This window comes from Streptomyces sp. H51, assembly GCF_035656535.1.
Lineage (GTDB): Bacteria > Actinomycetota > Actinomycetes > Streptomycetales > Streptomycetaceae > Streptomyces.
Genome location: NZ_JAYMHD010000077.1, coordinates 193,988 through 213,328, shown reverse-complemented (window position 1 = coordinate 213,328; position 19,341 = coordinate 193,988). Strand labels below are relative to the sequence as shown.

Genomic DNA, 19,341 nt, shown 5'->3' with positions numbered 1-19,341 from the left:
CTCCGGCGGTGCCTGAGACTCGTGCGGCTCGGGCGGCTCGGGCGGCGCGGGCGGCTCGGGCGGCTTGCGCGGCTTGCGCGGCTTGAGGGGCTGGGTGGTTTGCGGGCCTCGGACGGCTTGAGGGGCTCGGGCGGTTTGCGGGGCTCGGGCGGTCCCTGCGGCTCCGGCTGTCCCGGCGGATCGCGGTGACTGCCCGGGCTTCACTCGAACGAGTGGCGCGAGGTGGGATCTCCGTTCGGGGCCCGGTCGTTCTACGGGGTGCGAGGGCAGAACTCGGCGGCGAGCAGGCGGGGCTCCAGGCCGGGATCCGCGATCGACGTCGTGTTCACGCGGAAGGTGAGGACGCGACGGCCGTCCACGGTGGCCGCGGTGCGCACGTAGCTGCCGGTGATGCGCCCGTTGTGCCCCCACACCGTGACGCCGCACGGCAGCCTCGCGGGGAACAGGCCCATGCCGTACGCGCCGTGTGCGGCACGGGTGTCGAGCATCTCGCGCAGGGCGCGCGCCGGCAGCAGCTCGCCGCCGAGCAGCGCCGCGTAGAAGCGGTCCAGGTCGGCGAGCGTGGTCACCAACTCGCCCGCGGCGCCGGCCACTCGCGGGTCGAGGTCGGTGACATCGGTCCCGTCGGCGTCGTAGGCGTGGCCGTGCGGGGAGGGAAGAGTGGCGCGGAAACCGGGAAAGGAGGTGCCGGTCAGGCCCAGCGGAGCGATGATCCGGCGTTCGGCCTCGGCTGCGTAGGAGCGGCCGGTGACCTGCTCGACGACCAGGCCGAGCAGGACGTAGTTGGTGTTGGAGTAGGCGAAGCGGCCGCGATCGGCCGGGGGATGGGTGAGCGCGATGTGCAATGCCTGGCGAGGGGAGACGGGGACGACGCCTCCGGTGTCCCGGGTGAAGTCGTACAGGCCGCTGGTGTGGGTGAGCAGGGCGCGCAGGGTCAGCGCGCGACCGTCGTTGCCCGCTCCGCGCACCACGCCCGGCAGGTGCCGCTCCACGGTGTCGGACAGGGACAGCCGGTGCTGCGCGGCCAGTTGCAGGACGACCGTCGCGAGGAAGGTCTTCGTGATGCTGCCGGCACGGAAGCGGTCGGCGCGGGCGATGCCCCGGCCCGCCCCGTCGTAGCGGGTACCGGTCTCCTCGTGGGCGAGCAGGGCCGCGGCGGGGGCTCCGCCCCGGGTGACCAGCAGCGGGAGGACGGCGTCCGTCGCCGGTACCGAGGGTGCGGAGGAGGCGGCAGGGCACAGGGCGAGCAGGGCGACGGCCACAGGTACGGCCGGAAGTGTCCGAATCGGTGGCATCGCAGGGGTCCTTCCCTTCTCGCGGCCCATCATCCAGGTCGGCTGAAAGGCCACTTCATCGGGACCGGGCCCGCGTCGACCGGGGCGCGAGGGCGTCCGGAACCGGGTTCACCGAGTGTCCGGAACCATGCGGGCCGGGCGCGCCGGGGCCGACAGGGGGCCATAAGCACCCTGGGCGTCGGGCACTTGTCGGGTGAGGGACAATGGAGGCTCTGTCAGGGCGGGTTGCATGAGGGGACGCATGTCGGAGGCGGAGCGGGCGGGCACATCCCGTCAGGACACTCGTCAGGACAACAGCGAGCGTCTTCTCGCCGGGCGCTACCGGCTGGGAAAGGTGCTCGGCCGCGGCGGCATGGGCACGGTGTGGCGCGCCGAGGACGAGACCCTGGGGCGGACGGTCGCCGTCAAGGAACTGCGGTTCCCGGCGAGCATCGACGAGGAGGAGAAGCGCCGCCTCATCACGCGCACGCTGCGCGAGGCCAAGGCGATCGCGCGGATCCGCAACAACAGCGCCGTCACGGTCTTCGACGTGGTCGACGAGGACGACCGGCCGTGGATCGTGATGGAACTCGTCGAGGGGAGGTCGCTCGCCGAGGTCATCCGGGAGGACGGCCTGCTGGAGCCGAAGCGGGCCGCCGAGGTCGGCCTCGCCGTCCTCGACGTGCTCAGGTCGGCGCACCGCGAAGGCATCCTGCACCGCGACGTCAAGCCGTCCAACGTGCTGCTGGAGTCCGGGACCGACCGGGTCGTGCTCACCGACTTCGGCATCGCGCAGGTCGAGGGCGACCCGTCCATCACCTCGACGGGCATGCTCGTCGGCGCGCCCTCCTACATCTCCCCGGAGCGCGCCCGCGGGCACAAGCCGGGACCCGCGGCCGACCTGTGGTCGCTCGGCGGGCTGCTGTACGCGTCGGTCGAGGGCGTCCCGCCGTACGACAAGGGCTCCGCGATCGCGACCCTCACCGCGGTGATGACCGAGCCGCTGGAGGAACCGAAGAACGCCGGGCCGCTGCGGGACGTCATCTACGGCCTGCTGACCAAGGATCCCGCGCAGCGACTCGACGACGCTGGTGCGCGCGCGATGCTCAACGCCGTCATCCACGCGCCCGACCCGAAGGCGGCCCCGTCCGAGCCGTCGGACGACGCGACGAAGGTCGTGCCGCTGCCCGAGCAGCCCGACCGGCTGCGTGGGGCGCTGCGTTCGGTGCGGAAGGCCGGCCTGGTCACCGGGGCGGCCGGTGCCGCCGCCAAGTCCCGCAGCAAGCGGGAGGACGTCACCGCGGACGAGGGAGCACCGGCCGCCCCGGCGTCGCAGGCTGCCGCGACGTCCTCCCCGGCCCCTTCGGCGACGGCGGCCGTGTCCGCCGCGGGCGCCTCACCGGGCGGGCCGAACCCGGCGGCGCAGGGAGACACCACGCGCCCTGCCGGTCGGAGTTCGGGCTGGCCCGTGATGACCCCGCCGGATCTGCCGCCGCGGCCGGCGCCCCGGGCGCCGCTCACCGACGTGGTGCCGAGGCGGACGCTGGTCATCCTCGCGGTGGCCGTGGCGCTCGCCGTGCTCGGCACCGTGCTGGCCTTCACCCTCGGCGGGGACGACAACGGCTCGCAGGGCGCCGGGAGCGGTGCGGGCAAGACCGCCGCGAGCGCGAGTTCCGGCACCGACACCAAGGAGGACAAGGGCGACGGGACCCGTACCGACGGGTCCGCGACGCCCCCTTCCGCGTCGGCGTCCCCGACGTCCGGCGACTCCGGCGCGAGCGCGAGCGCCTCCGACTCCAGCGGCGCCGGCACGGGCGGCGCGGCCGCCGGCGGTTCGTCCGGTGACGACGGCGCGGCCGAGTCGACGTACCACGGAAGCCAGGGGTACTCGATCGGGCTGCCCAAAGGCTGGAAGTACCGGTCGACGGGGGCCGCCGGGGACCGGTTCACCGGGCCCGACGGCCAGAAGCTCCTCATCGCCTGGACGTCCACGCCCAAGAGCGACCCGGTGGCCGACTGGAAGAACCAGGAGCGCTACATGACGCGCTCCCAGTACCGCAGGATCCGCATAGAGAAGGTGGACTACCGCGGCTGGAACGCGGCCGACTGGGAATTCACCTATCAGGAGAGCGGGACCAAGTACCGGACCATCGACCGGGGCTTCGTGGTCAACGACCATCTCGGGTATGCGCTGATGTACACCGCGAAAGCCGCGAATTGGGACACCGGCCTCCGTGAGGACACCTGGAAGACCCTCGCGAAGGCGTTCGAACCCAAGTCGTGAACGCTCCGGTCCCGTGTTCGGGGCGCGAGATCTGACATCCCCTCTCTGCGGGTTGCCTCCGGCACGTATCGTGAAGGCTCGCGGACCGTACGCAGCCGGGCGAAGTCACGGAACGGGACGTGAGACGAACGGATCTGACCAACCGGACGGCCGGGGGAGGCAACGTGAACGACTACGCGGGACGGGTCCTCGCCGACCGTTACCGTCTGCCGCTACCGCCCTCGGACGAGTACGAACTCACCGAGACCCGGGCCTTCGACACCTACAGCGGGCAGGAAGTCCTCGTCCGGCAGGTCCCGTTGCCGGAGATCGTCGAGGCGGAGGTGCTCGACGCGGAGGGGCTGCCCGACGGTTTCACGGCGCGTGACCGCGGGCCGCGGCGCGCACCGGGCCGCGGCGGGCAGCGGCGGCCCACCGATCCGGCCGTACTGCGGGCGGTCGAGGCCGCGCAGGCCGCCGCCCGGATTCCCGACCACCCACGCCTTGACCAGGTCTTCGACGTGTTCGCCGAGGGCGGTTCGCTGTGGATCGTCAGCGAGTCGGTGGCCGCGCGGCCACTCGCCGCCCTGCTCGCCGAGAAGCCGCTGACGCCGTACCGGGCGGCCGAGGTCGCCTCCGACGTCCTCATGGCGCTGCGCGTGCTGCACGCCCACGGCTGGGTGCACCGGAACATCACCGCCCGGACCGTGCTCGTCTGCGACGACGGCCGGGTCATGCTGACCGGGCTCGCGGTGGGCGCCGCCGAGGAGGCGCTGTGCGGCTACGACCCGGTGCCGGCGCCGGACGACGAGCACACCGGGCCGGGCGCGGCGCAGCCCGGCGGCGCCGGGATCGCCGGAGGCCACGGCGGTCCCGGAGGTCCCGCTGGTCACGCGGGTACGAGCGGCCAGGGCGGGGCGTTCGCCGGGGATCCGGAAGCCGCCCGGCGAGCCGCGATCGAGGCACGGGCCGCCGGTGGACTGCCCGCGGCCACGACCGAGGCCGGTGGCGGCACGGCGAACGGCGCCTCGGGCGCCCTCGCGCGCCCCGCGCTCGAAACGGGCGGGGACATCAGGGCCGCCCGCGCCGGGGCCATCGCCGCCTACCGGGCGGGCGCCCGGGCGGCGGCCCGCGTCCAGGAGGCACAGCAGGGCGGACGGACGGCCCTGCCCGGCGCCCGCCCCGCCTCCGAGAGCGGCGCGGTGACCCAGGCGGGCGACCCGGCACAGCAGCCCGGCAGCACGACACCTCCGGGCCGGATAGCCGACCCCTACGGCGTGGGCGGCAAGCCCTGGCACGGCGCGTCGCCCCGCACCACGGCGGGCCCCGGCCCGGCGGCAGGGGCGCTCCCCCCGGCCGTCGGCACCTCGACGGGCCGCACCCCCGGCACCCCTGACGTCCCCGGCGCTTCCGGCACCCCTGACAGCCTCGCGGCCCCCGCCGCCCGGTCGACGGGCCGCTGGGACGACCCGGTGGCCGGCACCCCCGCCCGCCACCGCGGCCCGGCCACCGCACTCGCCGCCGAACGGGCGCGCCAGGCGCGGATGGCGGTCGTGGGCCCGGTGACCGAGCGGTGGGCGCCGGAGCAGGCCGGGCCCGTGCACGAGAACTGGCAGCTCGCACCGCCCATCGGGCCCGCGACCGACCTGTGGGGGCTCGGGGCGCTCCTGTTCAGGGCCGTGCAGGGGCACGCGCCGTACCCGGAGGAGTCGACGGCCGAACTGGTGCAGATGGTGTGCGCCGAGCCGCCCGCCTTCGCCGAGGAGTGCGGGCCGCTCAGGCCGGTCGTGGAGTCGTTGCTGCGTCAGGATCCGACCGAACGACTGGACTTCGAGGAACTGGGGGGCTGGCTGCGGTCGCTGGTGCGGTCCGCGCCCGAACCGGACGCCGGCACCCACGTCGTCCCGGCGCCGCCCGTCGACGTCAGCCGGCTCCCGGTCGTGCGGCGGCGGGGCGAGCTGGTGCGCAGACGGCGCGCCGGGCTGCCCGCGACCACTGCGCACGGGCGGCACAAGCGGGCCCGTCAGGAGGCGGGTTCGCCGCGCCGGCTCGGCCGCACCCTGCTGGTGCTGATCCTGCTCCTGCTGGCCGGGGCGGTCGCCTACGCCGTGATGTTCATGCCGAAGGCCGGCGACCAGGGCACGGCGAGCGGTGACCGCACCCGGGCGGCGGGCCAGGCCGGCCCGGCGCCCGAGCAGTCGGACAGCGCGAGCAGCGAGCCGCGGCCCGACCAGACCTCGCCCGGGTCCGAGCCCAGCGCCTCGAAGTCGGCCGCCGCCACCGAGACGCAGACCACCGGCCCCGACGTCGCCGACGGCTTCACCCTGCGCACGGACCCGGAGGGCTTCCAGGTCGCCGTGGCCAAGGGCTGGTCCCGCACGCCCAGGAACAACCGGAACCAGGTGGTCTACGCACACGGCGACTTCGAGCTCATCGTCGTGCCCGGCCGGGACGGCGCGGGCACCTACGGCAGCGACCCGATGGCCTACCAGCGGGACAAGGAAAACGAGTTGCAGCCCTACCGCAGCTCCAGCTGGGCCACCGCCACCGGCCTGCGGACCATCGAGGTGGGCGGACGGACCATGGCCGAGGGACAGTTCACCTGGACCGACGACGCGGGGCACGACCTGTTCGTGCGCAACCTCGCCATCCTGATCAAGGGCCGCTACCACGTCGTACAGGTACGCGGACCGGAGTCGGAACGGGACGAGGTGACGCGGCTGTTCGAGCAGGCGTCGGCCACGTACCGGGTCACCGGCTGACCCCGGCCCCCCGACGGTCCGTGACGGGCCCGAACGGTTGCTCCCCCGAGCCGGGAGCGACAACCGTCACAGTGCGGTCTCCGTGGCGTGCCGCCGCTTCCCGCGACGCCGACCGATCCTTAGTCTGACCCTGTCAAGACCATTTGCGGGGGCACGTGAATCAGATGCAGGGCCAGCTCGTCGCGGGCCGCTACCGGCTCGCCGACTCGATCGGTACCGGCGGCATGGGCCGCGTGTGGCGTGCCCACGACGAGGTGCTGCACCGGGCCGTCGCGATCAAGGAGCTGACGGCCGCGCTCTACGTCTCCGAGAGCGACCGGGAGCGCCTGCTCGCCCGCACCCGGGCCGAGGCCCGGGCCGCCGCGCGGATCAACCACTCCGCCGTCGTCACCGTGCACGACGTGCTCGAACACGACGGGCGCCCGTGGATCGTGATGGAGCTGGTCGAGGGGCGCTCGCTGGCCGAGGCCGTCCGGCAGCACGGCCGGTTCGACTCCGCCGAGGCCGCGCGGATCGGCCTGTGGGTGCTGCGCGCGCTGCGCGCCGCGCACGCGGCCGGCGTCCTGCACCGCGACGTCAAACCCGGCAACGTCCTCCTCGGACACGACGGGCGCGTCCTGCTCACCGACTTCGGCATAGCCCAGATCGAGGGAGACACCACCATCACGCGCACCGGGGAGGTCGTCGGCTCGGTCGACTACCTCGCCCCCGAGCGCGTCCGCGGACACGATCCCGGCCCGTCCTCCGACCTGTGGGCGCTCGGCGCGACGCTCTACACGGCGGTCGAGGGCAGGTCGCCGTTCCGGCGCACCTCGCCGCTGTCCACCATGCAGGCGGTCGTCGAGGAGGCGGCCGACGAGCCGCTCCACGCCGGCCCGCTCGGACCGGTCATCGCCGCGCTGCTGCACAAGGATCCCGCCGCGCGCCCCGGTGCCGACGCCGCCGAGCAGATGCTCGCCGAGGCCGCCGAGGGGCGCCGGCCCGACGCGGCGCAGGCGTTCGTGCCCACGCGGGCCACGCAGGCCGGCCCCGTCCGCCGGGCGCCGGAGCCGCGCACCGGGCCGCACCCGGCCACCGCCACCTCGTACCCCCAGGTCACCGGACCGACGGCCGTCCGGCCCGCGACGGCCGGACCCACGGCCGGCGGACCCACGGCCAGCAGCCCCACCGCGGTCGGACCCACCGCGGTCGGACCCACCGCGGTCGGACCCACGCCGACCGGGCCCGCGCACCGCACGCCCACGCCGCCCGAACGCCGGCGCCTGCGGCTGCGCACCTTCGCGCTCGCGCTGGCCCTGGCCGCGATCGTCGGCGCGGGCACCGTCGTGGCGCTGCAGAAGTGGGAGGCGGGACGGCAGGACGGCACGGCCGGGGGAACCGCGTCGCCGACGCCCGCCCCCTCCCCGACGGCGACGAACACGCTCACCGGGCAGCCCGGGGGAATCGTTCCCGCCACGTGGAAGCGTTACGACGACCCGTGGGGTTTCAGCGTCTACCTGCCCTCCGGCTGGAAGCGGCAGGTCGTCGAGTTGGAGGGAGACCCGAGTCAGGCCGACCCCGACCTGAGACAGGTCGACTACACGCCCGACGGCGGCGAGCACTTCCTCCGCATCGCCGTGGACACCTCGCCCGACTTCAACGACGCCTACTCGCACCAGTCCGACCTGGAGCAGCAACTGCAGCGGCTGGTCGACTTCAACGTCATACGGCTCCAGCAGAACGTCTACCGCGACCGCAGCGGCTCCATCTGGGAGTACACCTGGACCGCGCAGCCCAAGGACACACCGTTCCCCGGCCCGCGGCGCGCCGTCGAGGAGGCGTACATGGCCCGGAACGGCACCGAGTACGTGCTCTACATGTCGTCGCCGGCGGCGGACTGGGCGCGCACCAGCATGCAGTTCACGGCGGTGCTGCGGGGCTGGCAGGAGCAGACGCCCTGATCCGGCCGAACTGAGGAGTTGGCCGGTCGGCGTCCCGGAGCCGGTCCGTCCGGTGCGGCATGATGGGGCGCATGGGGACCGAGGGGGAAGGCGTCCGCGTCATCGCGGGCCGGTACCGGCTCGAGGCCAGGCTCGGACGCGGCGGCATGGGCGTGGTGTGGCGGGCGACCGACCAGTTGCTCGGCCGGCAGGTGGCGGTCAAGGAGATACCCCTCGATCTGGACGAGACGCTCTCCGCGGAGGAGGCCGGCCGCCAGCGCGACCGCACCCTGCGCGAGGCGCGCGCGGTGGCCCAGCTGCGCCATCCGCACATCGTCGTGGTCCACGACGTCGTCGAGGAGGACGAACGCCCCTACCTGGTGATGGAGTTGATCGACGGCGGCTCCCTGGCCGACCGGATCTCCGCGCACGGGCCGCTCGACGCCGCCGAGGTCGCGCGCATCGGCGCCGACCTGCTGAGCGCGTTGCGCACCGCGCACCAGGCCGGCGTGCTGCACCGGGACGTCAAGCCCGCCAACGTCCTGCTGGAGCCCGGCACCGACCGGGTCGTCCTCACCGACTTCGGCATCGCCCAGGTCGCCGGGGCCACCACCCTCACCGAGACGGGCGCCTTCGTCGGCTCGCCCGAATACACCGCGCCGGAGCGGATGTCCGGGGTCGGCACCGGGCCGGCGTCCGACCTGTGGTCGCTGGGCGCGCTGCTGTGCACGGCGCTGAGCGGCAGGTCGCCGTTCCGGCGCGACTCCTTGGGCGGCATCCTGCACGCGGTCGTGTTCGACGAGATCCGCCCGCCCCCGCAGGCCGAGCCGCTGCTGCCGGTCGTGCGCGGCCTGCTGGAACGCGACCCCGGCCGGCGCCTGGACGCGGACCGGGCGGAGCGGATGCTGCGCGAGTTCCACGACACCGGCCGCACCCCGCGGCTCCCGTCCGGCCGCACCCCGCGGCTTCCGTCCGGCCGCACCCCGCGGCTCCCGTCCGGCCGCACCCCGCAGTTCCCGTTCGGCCGCACCCCGCAGCCCTTCCACGGCCACACCCCCACCCGGCCGGACGTCCCCCACCCGTCCGCGCCGTCGTCCCCCACCGCGCAGACCCGGCCCTCGATCCGGGGCGTGCTGGTCGCCGCGCTGCTGGTCGCCGCGATGGCCGGGGCGGGCGTGTCCGCCGCGGCGCTGCTGACGGACGGCGGCGACGGCGGCGGCCGTACGCCGGTGAGCCCGGCGTCCGGGACGTCGGCCGACGCCTCACGGGAGACCTCGGCCGGCCCGTCGCCGGGGACCTCCGCGAGCGCGTCGGCGTCGCCGGGCACCCCGTCGGCCACCGGCTCCCGCGCCGACCGCAGGCTCCCGTCGGTCCCTTCCGGTTACCGCCTCGCCGACGACCCGGCCGGCTTCGCCCTCGCCGTGCCGGAGGGCTTCACCCGCAGTCCGCAGGGGGAACGGATCTTCTACACGTCGCCCGACGACACCTTCCGCATCGGCGTGCGGCTCGCCGACGCCGAAGCGGGCGGCCCCACCGCGGTGATGCGCCGCGCGGCCGCCGACGGCCCCGAGAACAACCCCGGTTACCGCGACGGCCGGGTCAGCGAGACACGGCACCACGGACACCCGGCCGCGCTCTGGGAGTTCACCTGGAACGGCTTCACGCGGGCGGAAGGCGCCCGGCACACCTACGACCTGTGCTGGGAGGAGGGCGGGCGGTTGTACGACGTGTGGGTGTCGGCGCCGGTCGGCAAGGTGCGGGAGGCGAGGGAGTACTTCGACGTCGCCGTCGACACATTCACGCCTGCCTGACCGCGTTCGTGGGGCCGGGCGGGGGCACGCCGGAACGGGGCGTGCCCGGAAAGTCACGGGTCTGTGACCAGTGGGCCGTCGGTGTGGCTGCGGGGCCGCGCGGCGCGATATGGATGGACGCATGAGCAGCAACGGGGGCCCCGGTCGTGAGTCCGACGACACGACGAGTTTTGTACTGCAACCGCCGAGGTGGCCACACGGAAGCCCGGACGCGGACCCGCACGCGGACCCGCACCCGGCGCCCACCCGGATGGTCCCGCCCCAGGCGCAGTCCGCCCATGCGGCACATGCTGCCCAGTCCGCGCAGGCCCCGCAGGACCCGGGCGCCGGGCGGCTGATCGCCGGCCGCTACCGGCTGCTCAGCAAGCTCGGACACGGCGGCATGGGCACGGTGTGGCACGCAAAGGACGAGACGGTCGACCGCGAGGTCGCCGTCAAGGAGCCCCGCGTCCCCGACCACCTTCCCGAACGCGAACGCGCCAACGCCTTCGAGCGGATGCGCCGCGAGGCACGTGCCGCCGCCCGTCTCGACCACCCCGCTGTGGTCAACGTCCACGACGTGGCCGTGGTCGACGGGCAGCCGTGGATCGTCATGGAGCTGGTGCGGGGCCGCTCGCTCGGCAGCGCCCTGCGGGAAGGCACGCTGGACGCGCGCGAGGCGGCCCGCGTCGGCCTGGAGGTGCTCGGCGCGCTGGAGGCCGCGCACGCGGCGGGCATCCTGCACCGGGACGTCAAGCCCGACAACGTCCTGCTGGGCAGCCACGACCGGGTCGTCCTCACCGACTTCGGCATCGCGCAGATCGAGGGCGAGACCAACCTGACGGACACCGGCGGCTTCGTCGGCTCGCCGGAGTACATCGCCCCGGAACGGGTGCTGGGGCAGCGCCCCGGCCCGGCCTCCGATCTGTGGTCGCTGGGCGTGGTGCTGTACGCGGCGACGGAGGGCGTCTCGCCGTTCCGCCGCAGCAACACGCCGGCCACCCTGCAGTCCGTCCTGAACGCCACTCCGGCGCCGCCCGCCTCGGCGTCGGGCCCGCTCGCCGAGGCCATCAACGGCCTGCTGCAGAAGGACCCGGCGCGCAGGCCCGGCGCGGACCGGGTGCGGGCGCTGCTGCGGGAGGCCGCGGACCCGCCCGCGCCGCCGCCCACCCAGGCCGTGCGGGTGGTGCGCGGCGGTCTCCGGCCGGGCCGCAAGGCGTGGCTCGGGCTCGGGGCGGGGGTCGTCGCGGCCGCGGTGGCGGCGTACCTGCTGATCGCGGATCCGTTCGCGGGGACGCTGCCGGAGGGCTGGAAGACGCACGACCTCGGCTCGAAGGCCGGGATGACCGTCAGCGTGCCCGCTGCGTTCACCGCGGACGACCTCTCCGGCTCCGACGGCACGGACGCGCAGTTCAGCGACCCCAGCGGAGCGGTGCGGATCTACGTCAACCGCGACGTCAAGGCCGACGACAAGGACGACGAGATCCCCGCGTCCGCGTCGGAGAAGGCCTTCGCGGACTGGGCGAACCTCAAGGACGGCGAGTACGGCTGGAACATCGCCGCCGACCCCGCGCCGAAGGGTGAGCCGCGGGAAACCACGTACCGGGGCGGCAAGGCCGCGGAGAACCTCATCACCTACACGACCACGGACCCCACGCACCCCCGCGTCCGCCAGGCTCGCGCCCTCTACTACCGTGCCGGCAACGGCGACATGTACTGGATCTGGATCGACTACCCGGGCAAGGGCTACTTCACCGACGAGGGCAAGCGCATCGCGGCGGCGGCCGTGGCGAACTGGCGGATCGACAAGCCCTGAGCCGAACGCCCGCCGCTCCGCGTCACGTGCCCGGCCCGGCGAGCCCCCTGACCAGACCGGCCCTCGCCACCAGCAGCGCGAACCGGCCACCGGCGTCCCGAACCGGCTCGGCGTACCAGGGCAGGGCGCGGCGGCGCCACGTGGCCGGGGACAGGCTCCGGGGAACCTGCGGGAGGGGCAATGCCCAGCTTCCGATGCGCAGTTCGCCGCCCCAGACGCCGGCGGCGAGTTCCCGTACGGGGACCCGGACGACGAATCGGCCGTCGGCGGCCTGCCGGGCGGTGAAGCTCACGGTGCCGCCCCGGCCCTCGTCGAGCACCACCTTCAGGGCGCCGTCCGGATACCCGTCCAGGGCGCACCGCCCGGTGATCTCCAGTTCGGTCGGCGCCCCAGCCGCCCAGCCGATGCCGTCGAGGCCCAGTCGGGGCAGTACCTCGTGCTTGCGCTCACCGAGGTCCAGCGTGAAGTTGCCGTGCGGCTTGGTGGCGTAGAGGGTGAGGGAGCGCAATACGCCGTCGACGTCGACCAGGTATGTGCTGGGCCCGGCGGAGACGCCTTCGGCCCGCTTCGCGCCGATGCGGACCTCTTTGGAGATCCCCTGGGCTCCCACGGAGAGGTAGAGGTCCCACAGGCCGTCGCCGAGCGGCCCGCCGTCGGCGGCCGTGGTGATGTCGACGGCCGCCTCGAAGCCGGCCAGGTCGTAGGTGAACCTGCCCTCGTCCGCGTCCGCGCCGAGTCCGGGTGTGGCGGTGTGGGTGACCGGGAGCCGGTACTCGACCGCCGTGTCGCGTTCCCGCAGGATCAGTTCGGTGGTGACGCCCCGGGTTTCGACCCGGTGGAGGTAGGCATGGCCGGCCAAGTGCAGCACGGATGCGCGTAATTCCGCCCGGCTGACGTGGTGACGTGTGCCGAGCTGAGCGGTGACGTCGTAGCAGGAGTCGGGGATGGCGCGGGCGGGGTCGCGCAGGTACGGGTAGTGGGCGTAGGCGCGACCCTCGGCCACCACGACAGGGGTTGCCGCCTTGCTCCGGGAGATCTCCTTCTCGAACTCGACGACCTTCAGCAGTTCGTCGAGCATCCGATGCCGTATGAGGTGCAGACGCAGCCGGGCCATGGCCGAGAGACGTTCGTTCATCCCCTCGTGCCACAGGGGCTCCACGGCCTCGGCCAGTTGGGCGAGCATCTTCTGCTGCATCCCGCGCGGTTCGAAGACCCACTGGTCGGCCAGCAGCTCCCACACGTCGACGGTGAGGTGCCGGTGCGCCAGATGGTCGCGGCCCGGACCGGGCGATGTGTACTCCAGGACCATGTCGACCACGCGCGGCAGAAATCGCATACGCACTTCGGAACTCGACGTGCGTCGTGTGATGTTGGCGCCGTCGTCACGGAGGACCCAGAAGAGGCAGTCGTAGTCGGCCACCACGGATATACCGGACGCCTTCAGGTAGGCGGCGCCCACGAAGAGTTGGTCCTCACCGATGGTCAGATCGGTCGGGAACCGCAGCCCATGGCGCTCCAGCAGGTCCCGACGGAACAGCTTCATGGGGTTCAGCGTCCAGTACACGCGCGACGAGAAGACGTCGGTGCGCGGCTGACTGCGCCGGAACATCGACGTGGGCGCTCCACGGCCGCCGACTCCCACCATCCTGCCGAGCACGATGTCCGTGCCGTTCTGCTCGGCGGCCCTCACCATGCGCTCCAGCGCTTCGGGGCCGAGGTAGTCGTCGGCGTCGAGGAAGAAGACGAACCGCCCCCGCGCCCGGTCCAGCCCGACGTTCCTGGGCGCCGACGGGCCACCGGAATTCACCTGACGGACGACCTGCAGCAACCCCGGGTACAAGCTGCTCAAGCGCTCCAGTTCGGCGGCGGTCCCGTCGGTCGAACCGTCGTCGACGACGATGACCTCGAGGTTTTCCCGACCGATGCTTTGCTCGACTGCGGAAGAAACGCAACGCGTCAAGTAGGGCATCGAATTGTAGGCGGCGATAATCACCGAAACGGTCGGGGTGGTCATTTTCAAGCTCTCCAATACGTACCGAGAACTCCCCGGCGCTTGCGGTATTTCGCTACCGCTGAGGCTTTTCCCTGTGCGTGGTGAGGGGCGGCTGCGGGCCTGTGAACTTACCATGACTGGCCCGTGCCGACATGGTGTGCAGTCGGTGAAGTCCCAGCCCATAGCCAGTTTTCGGCCACCAGGGTGAAGGCCTCGATGTCCAACTTTAGTCAGATTCTTGCCTTACGATTAACTTGGGCAAGGGGGGGAGTTCGTTACGTGCCGTGTGGATGCTGTGTGCAGGCGAGTTGTGGATCAGGCCTTGACGATGTTTGTCCAACCCCTATTTGGTCGACGCTCACTGCATTCACAGGTCGGGCCGGGGAGGTCCGTCCGCGGCATGGACAAGGGGTGGGGTGTGCGCCGGCGTACATGCGTGACTGCGGCGGTGACTGCCGCAGCCGGCATATTTGTGTGGCGGCGGGGTCGGTGTCGCTCGCGGCGCCGGAGGCGACTGCGCCTCGAACACCAGGACCGAGCACGTCTTCTTCCGCGGCCTCGACGGGGATGTGGACAAGGACGGAAACACCCGTTCGGTGACGGTCACCGACTCGGGCGGGGTCTCCTACGACGACTCCGACTGGAAGGCCGGCCAGGAGCTGGAGACGATCACCTACAACGGCTCCGACGTCACGCAGAAGTCGGTGACGGTGCCGTGGACCGCGGTGACGGCGACCCAGACGGAGGACTTCGGCACGCGCAGGGCGCGCTACATCGCGGCGGGCTCCACGGACACGTACACGGCCCTCGCGGTGGGCGGCTGGCAGCACACCAAGTCGACCACCAGCTACGACGACGTGACCGGCCGTGCGACGCAGGTCGACGACGACGGCGAGGTCGGCGTCGCCGACAACCAGTGCACCCGCACCGAGTACGCGGACAGCGCGAGCCTGCACCTGTACACGTACGTGTCACGGGTGGAGAAGGTCGGCGTCGACTGCTCCACCACCCCGGACCGCTCCAAGGACGTCATCTCCGACGACCTGACCTTCTACGACGGCTCGACCGTGCTGGGAGCCGCGCCCACCAAGGGCGACGTGACGACGGTCAAGCGGCTGTCCGCGCACGACGGAAAGACGGCCACGTACCAGACGACCGCCGTGACGACGTACGACGACTACGGCCGCCCGCTCGTGGTGAAGGACGCCCGGACCTACACGTCCTCCACCACATACACCTCGTCGACCACGTACGTGGACACCTACGGGCTGGCCACCAAGTCGACGGTGACCAACATCGACGGCTGGACGACCTCGACGGAGTACGCCCCGCAGTGGGGGGCGCCGAGCGCGAAGGTAGACCAGAACGGCAAGCGCACCGAGCTCGCCTACGACGGACTTGGCCGCCTGACCTCCGTCTGGCTGCCGGACCGTATCGGCAAGACGCCCTCCATCAAGTACGAGTACCTCGTCCGCGGCGACAGCGGTCCCGTCGCCGTCCACACCCAGAAGGTGGAGAAGGACGGCACGTCCTACGGCAGCGAATGGTCGCTGTACGACGGCCTGCTGCGACCGCGCCAGGAGCAGACCGAGGGGCCGGGCGGCAACCGCCTGGTGGCGGACACGCGCTACGACGGCTCGGGCCGCGTGGTCAAGGTCAACGACACCTACTACACCACCGGCGCCCCGTCCGCGACGCTCTTCCAACCCGTCGACTCCGACCTCGACGCGCAGACGGTGACCGAGTACGACGGCGCGGGCCGCACCACCGCCACTGTCTTCAAGGGCAAGGGACAGGAAAAGTACCGGACGTCTTACGCCTACGGCGGTGACCGCGTCACCACCACCCCGCCCTCCGGCGGAACGAAGACGACGGCCGTGACCGACGCCCGGGGCTGGACGACCACTCAGATCCAGTACCCGGCCGACGGTGACGCGGTCACCACGGCGTACAAGTACACGGCCGCGGGACTGCTGTCGAAGGTCACGGACGACAAGGGCAACGTCTGGCAGTACTACTACGACGAGTTGGGCCGCAAGAAGACGGCTGTCGACCCGGACACCGGCACCTCGTCCTACACGTACGACGTGCTGGACCGTCCGACCTCGGTGACGGACAGCCGCGGCAACAAGAAGTCGACCAAGTACGACGAGCTGGGCCGTGTGGTGTCGACCTGGCAGGGCGAGGTGGACACCGGGACCAAGCTGTCGGTCGCGAAGTACGACACGCTCTACAAGGGCGGGCTGTACGGCACCTACACCTACAAGGACGGCGCGGTCTATTCGTCGCTGCTGTACCCGAAGCTGGACGAGAACAACGACTACCGGCCGACCCTGACCCGGTACGTGGTCTCCAAGACCGCCGAACCGGAACTGGGTGGCACCTACGAGTTCACGACCCAGTACAACGACGACGGGACGGTGCTGAGCCAGGGGCTCCCGGCGGCCGGTGACCTGTCGGCGGAGGCGCTGTCCTACCAGTACGACAGCCTGCAGCGTCCGGTGGGGCTCAGCACGTCTCTGGGCGGCCTGAGCTACGTCTCCGACGCGACCTACTCGGCGACGTCGCTTCTGACGGCGCTGCAGCTCACGACCGGTGGGACCGACGACCCGAAGTCGACCCTGTCGTACGGCTACGAGACCGGTACCGACCGCTTGTCCCGCGCGACGGTGAAGGTCGGCGGTGCCTCGACTCTGGCGTACGACGCGCGCTACACCTACGACGCCGTCGGCGACGTCCTGTCGATCGCGGACACCCCGGGCACCGGCGCGAGCGACGTGCAGTGCTTCGGCTACGACGGTCTGCAGCGGCTGACGGACGCCTGGACGTCGTCGGTGTCCTCCGACAACGCGTCGGGCACGGGCAGCACGGACGCGGCGTGCGCGTCGGGCGCCTCGTCCTCGACGGTCGGCGGTGTGTCCCCGTACTGGACGGAGTACGGCTACGACTCGATCGGCAACCGCACCAGCGAGGTGCGGCACGGGCTCGGCGGAGCCGCGACGTCCACGCGTTCGTACGCGTACGGGGAGGGTTCCGGCCCGAACGGGACGGATTCCGGCCCGCACACGGTCTCGTCGGTGACGCAGACGACCGAGGCGACGAGCACGACCCCGCAGGTCACGTCCCGGGACACGTACACCTACGACGCCTCCGGCAATACCGCGACGCGCGTCCTGGGGGGCGACACCCAGTCCCTGGACTGGGACAAGCAGGGCGAGCTGACCAAGGTCACCAACGCCGACGGGACGGTGACCTCGTACAAGTACGACGCCTCGGGCGAGCGGATCACCAGTGAGACGCCGGACGAGAAGACGCTCTACCTGCCGGGCACGGAGATCCACCTGGACAAGTCGACGAAGGCGGTGACGGCGACCCGTTACTACTCCTTCGGCGGGCAGACGGTCGCGATGCGGGAGGCGGACGGTGTCCACTTCCTGGCCTCGGACCACCAGGGCACGGCCGAACTGGCCATCGACGCCAAGACGGGGGAGACCTCCCGCCGGCGCACGGACCCGTTCGGCACCCTGCGGGACGAGTCCACGTCGTCGTCCTCGTCGTCCTCCTCGTCTTCGGGCTGGGTCAACGACAAGGGCTTCGTGGGTGGCACCGTCCAGAAGTCCACGGGCCTGACGACGCTCGGGGCCCGGGAGTACGACTCGGACACGGGCCGCTTCATCTCGGCCGACCCGGTCATCGACTACAGCGACCCGCAGCAGATCAACGGCTACGCGTACGCGAACAACAGCCCGGTCACGTACAGCGACGCCTCGGGTCTGCGGCTGGCCAACTGCGTGGGCGGCTGGAACGAGTGCGGACCAGGAACCTCGAAGAACCGGGGCGCGTGGACGGACAACGCGTCCGGGTTGTCGGGTGGCCAGACTCCGTACGACAGCACGTACACCTACACGCCGGCTCAGGCCAAGGCGGACGAGGCCCGCGCCAAGGAGGACGCCGCCAAGCAGCGGGCCATCGCCATAGCCAAGGAACTCGGCCAGATCATCGCGGACGAACTGGGCCTCACGGACGCGCTTGACTGCTTCACGACGGGAAGCCTGGGCTCCTGCGGCTCCACCGCGCTCAATGTGATCACCTCACTGATCGGCGGCGGTCCCGCTGCCCGGCTGGCGGTCAAGTATGGGCTCAGGGTCGACAAGGCCATTGCCGTGGGCAAGCGGATCGTCGGCCTGGGCAGGAAGCTGTGGGCCGAGTTCAAGGGCTGGCGGAGGAGCAAGAAGGCGGCGGAGAAAGTCGAGGCTGCCGCGTCCTGCCTGGTCAACAGCTTCGCCCCGGACACCAAGGTGTTGATGGCCGACGGCTCGACGAAGAAGATCAAGGACGTCGACGTCGGCGACAAGGTCCTGGCCACCGACCCCGAGACGGGCGAGACCAAGACCGAGACGGTCACCGCGGAGATCAAGGGCAAGGGCCTGAAGCACCTCGTCAAGATCACCGTGGACATCGACGGCAGGAAGGGCACCAGGACCGCCTCGGTCACCGCCACCGACGGACACCCCTTCTGGGTCCCGGAACTCGGCGAGTGGCTCGAGGCGACGGACCTCAAGGCCGGCACCTGGCTGCGCACCAGCGCGGGAACACGGGTCCAGATCACCGCGGTGAAGCGCTGGACGGCTCTGACAGCGACGGTGCACAACCTGACGGTCAGTGACCTGCATACGTACTATGTGCTGGCGGGGAACACGCCGGTACTCGTTCACAATTCAGGTGGCACCTGTCCGCTCTACCGAAGTGACACCCGCGGCCCGGATGAGATATTTGAGTCGGGATTTGAGCCGAGAGGTGACAATATGGACCTCCTGGAGCACGCATCCGGATACTCAAGGGACTCTGGATATATTTCCACCACCACTTCAGAGTCTGTGGCGATCAAGCGCGGCGGAAACGTCTACGAAATTCGCGGCGTTGATGGAGTGGACGTGAACAAGGAATTTCCTGGGAATCCGTTTGCGCATGAAAGGGAGATTGCAATTCCAGGGCGGGTTGATACGAGCTGCATCGTTGCTTGCAGACTTCGAGACGGAACTAGGGTTCCGAACCCCAACTATGGCGGGGGATGATTGTGGAGGAGTTGGCTCGGACTGCAACCAGGGAAAACGGGGAGAAGGTGAACGTTTTGCTCCAGGTTTCTACACCGCCTTCGACTCTTCGGATGAGATTGACCGATGAAGAGTTTGAGCGAGTCTACGAAGAGGTTGATTTGCTGGAATGTCTCAAATCAGCGCGCCGCGATCTCGAAGCCATGGGTCTGCTCCTGTGTTGCCAGGGTGCGAGATTGAATGTCTTCCCGTCGGGGATGGCGAGGCAGATGACGGAAGGTCGATTGGCCTACTCGTTGGAAGCCGGAAAAGAACTCTCTGATGACGATCTCGTGGATATCTTCGCTCCAGCAGACTGTTCCGAAGTCGCAACGCTAGAAGACCAACTAGCGGCAATGCGGGAACTGTTTCGCATGAAACGGAGTTGATTCACCTTGGGTGAATCTGATGGCCCCACCGGATTATTCCGG

9 protein-coding genes are annotated in these 19,341 nt (G+C 71.5%); 7 read left to right on the top strand and 2 right to left on the bottom strand.

The window, feature by feature from the left end:
• Positions 1 to 251: 251 nt before the first annotated feature.
• A complete protein-coding gene (locus VKA29_RS29820; RefSeq protein ID WP_324789108.1) occupies positions 252 to 1,295 on the bottom strand; it encodes a serine hydrolase domain-containing protein in 1,044 nt (347 codons plus the stop codon).
• A gap of 241 nt (positions 1,296 to 1,536) precedes the next feature.
• Between VKA29_RS29820 and VKA29_RS29815 the strand changes: the two genes are divergently transcribed.
• From VKA29_RS29815 to VKA29_RS29795, 5 genes are all read left to right on the top strand, one after another.
• On the top strand, positions 1,537 to 3,558 hold the full coding sequence (locus VKA29_RS29815; protein WP_324789107.1) for a serine/threonine-protein kinase: 2,022 nt from the start codon (positions 1,537 to 1,539) through the stop codon (positions 3,556 to 3,558).
• A 164-nt stretch (positions 3,559 to 3,722) separates the two neighbouring features.
• The gene (locus VKA29_RS29810; protein ID WP_324789257.1) at positions 3,723 to 6,299 is read left to right on the top strand and encodes a protein kinase; all 2,577 of its coding nucleotides are present in this window, start codon (positions 3,723 to 3,725) and stop codon (positions 6,297 to 6,299) included.
• A 164-nt stretch (positions 6,300 to 6,463) separates the two neighbouring features.
• Positions 6,464 to 8,239: a serine/threonine-protein kinase gene (locus tag VKA29_RS29805; RefSeq protein WP_324789256.1), complete on the top strand. Its 1,776-nt coding sequence runs from the start codon at positions 6,464 to 6,466 to the stop codon at positions 8,237 to 8,239.
• Positions 8,240 to 8,310: 71 nt separating this feature from the next.
• Positions 8,311 to 10,029, top strand: coding sequence for a serine/threonine-protein kinase (locus tag VKA29_RS29800; RefSeq protein ID WP_324789106.1), 1,719 nt, complete (start codon positions 8,311 to 8,313; stop codon positions 10,027 to 10,029).
• A gap of 121 nt (positions 10,030 to 10,150) precedes the next feature.
• Positions 10,151 to 11,824 carry a serine/threonine-protein kinase gene (locus VKA29_RS29795; RefSeq protein WP_324789105.1) on the top strand — a complete coding sequence of 558 codons (1,674 nt, stop codon included), beginning with the start codon at positions 10,151 to 10,153 and terminating at the stop codon, positions 11,822 to 11,824.
• Between the two features lie 22 nt (positions 11,825 to 11,846).
• Here VKA29_RS29795 and VKA29_RS29790 read toward each other — a convergent pair whose 3' ends face one another.
• Positions 11,847 to 13,793: a glycosyltransferase gene (locus VKA29_RS29790; RefSeq protein WP_420718593.1), complete on the bottom strand. Its 1,947-nt coding sequence runs from the start codon at positions 13,791 to 13,793 to the stop codon at positions 11,847 to 11,849.
• A gap of 620 nt (positions 13,794 to 14,413) precedes the next feature.
• Here VKA29_RS29790 and VKA29_RS29785 point away from each other — a divergent pair.
• Both VKA29_RS29785 and VKA29_RS29780 read left to right on the top strand, forming a co-directional pair.
• Positions 14,414 to 18,892, top strand: coding sequence for a polymorphic toxin-type HINT domain-containing protein (locus VKA29_RS29785; protein WP_324789103.1), 4,479 nt, complete (start codon positions 14,414 to 14,416; stop codon positions 18,890 to 18,892).
• 92 nt (positions 18,893 to 18,984) lie between these two features.
• Entirely contained in the window at positions 18,985 to 19,299 is a 315-nt protein-coding gene (locus VKA29_RS29780; protein ID WP_324789102.1) for a hypothetical protein, read from the top strand.
• The last annotated feature ends 42 nt before the right edge of the window (positions 19,300 to 19,341 follow it).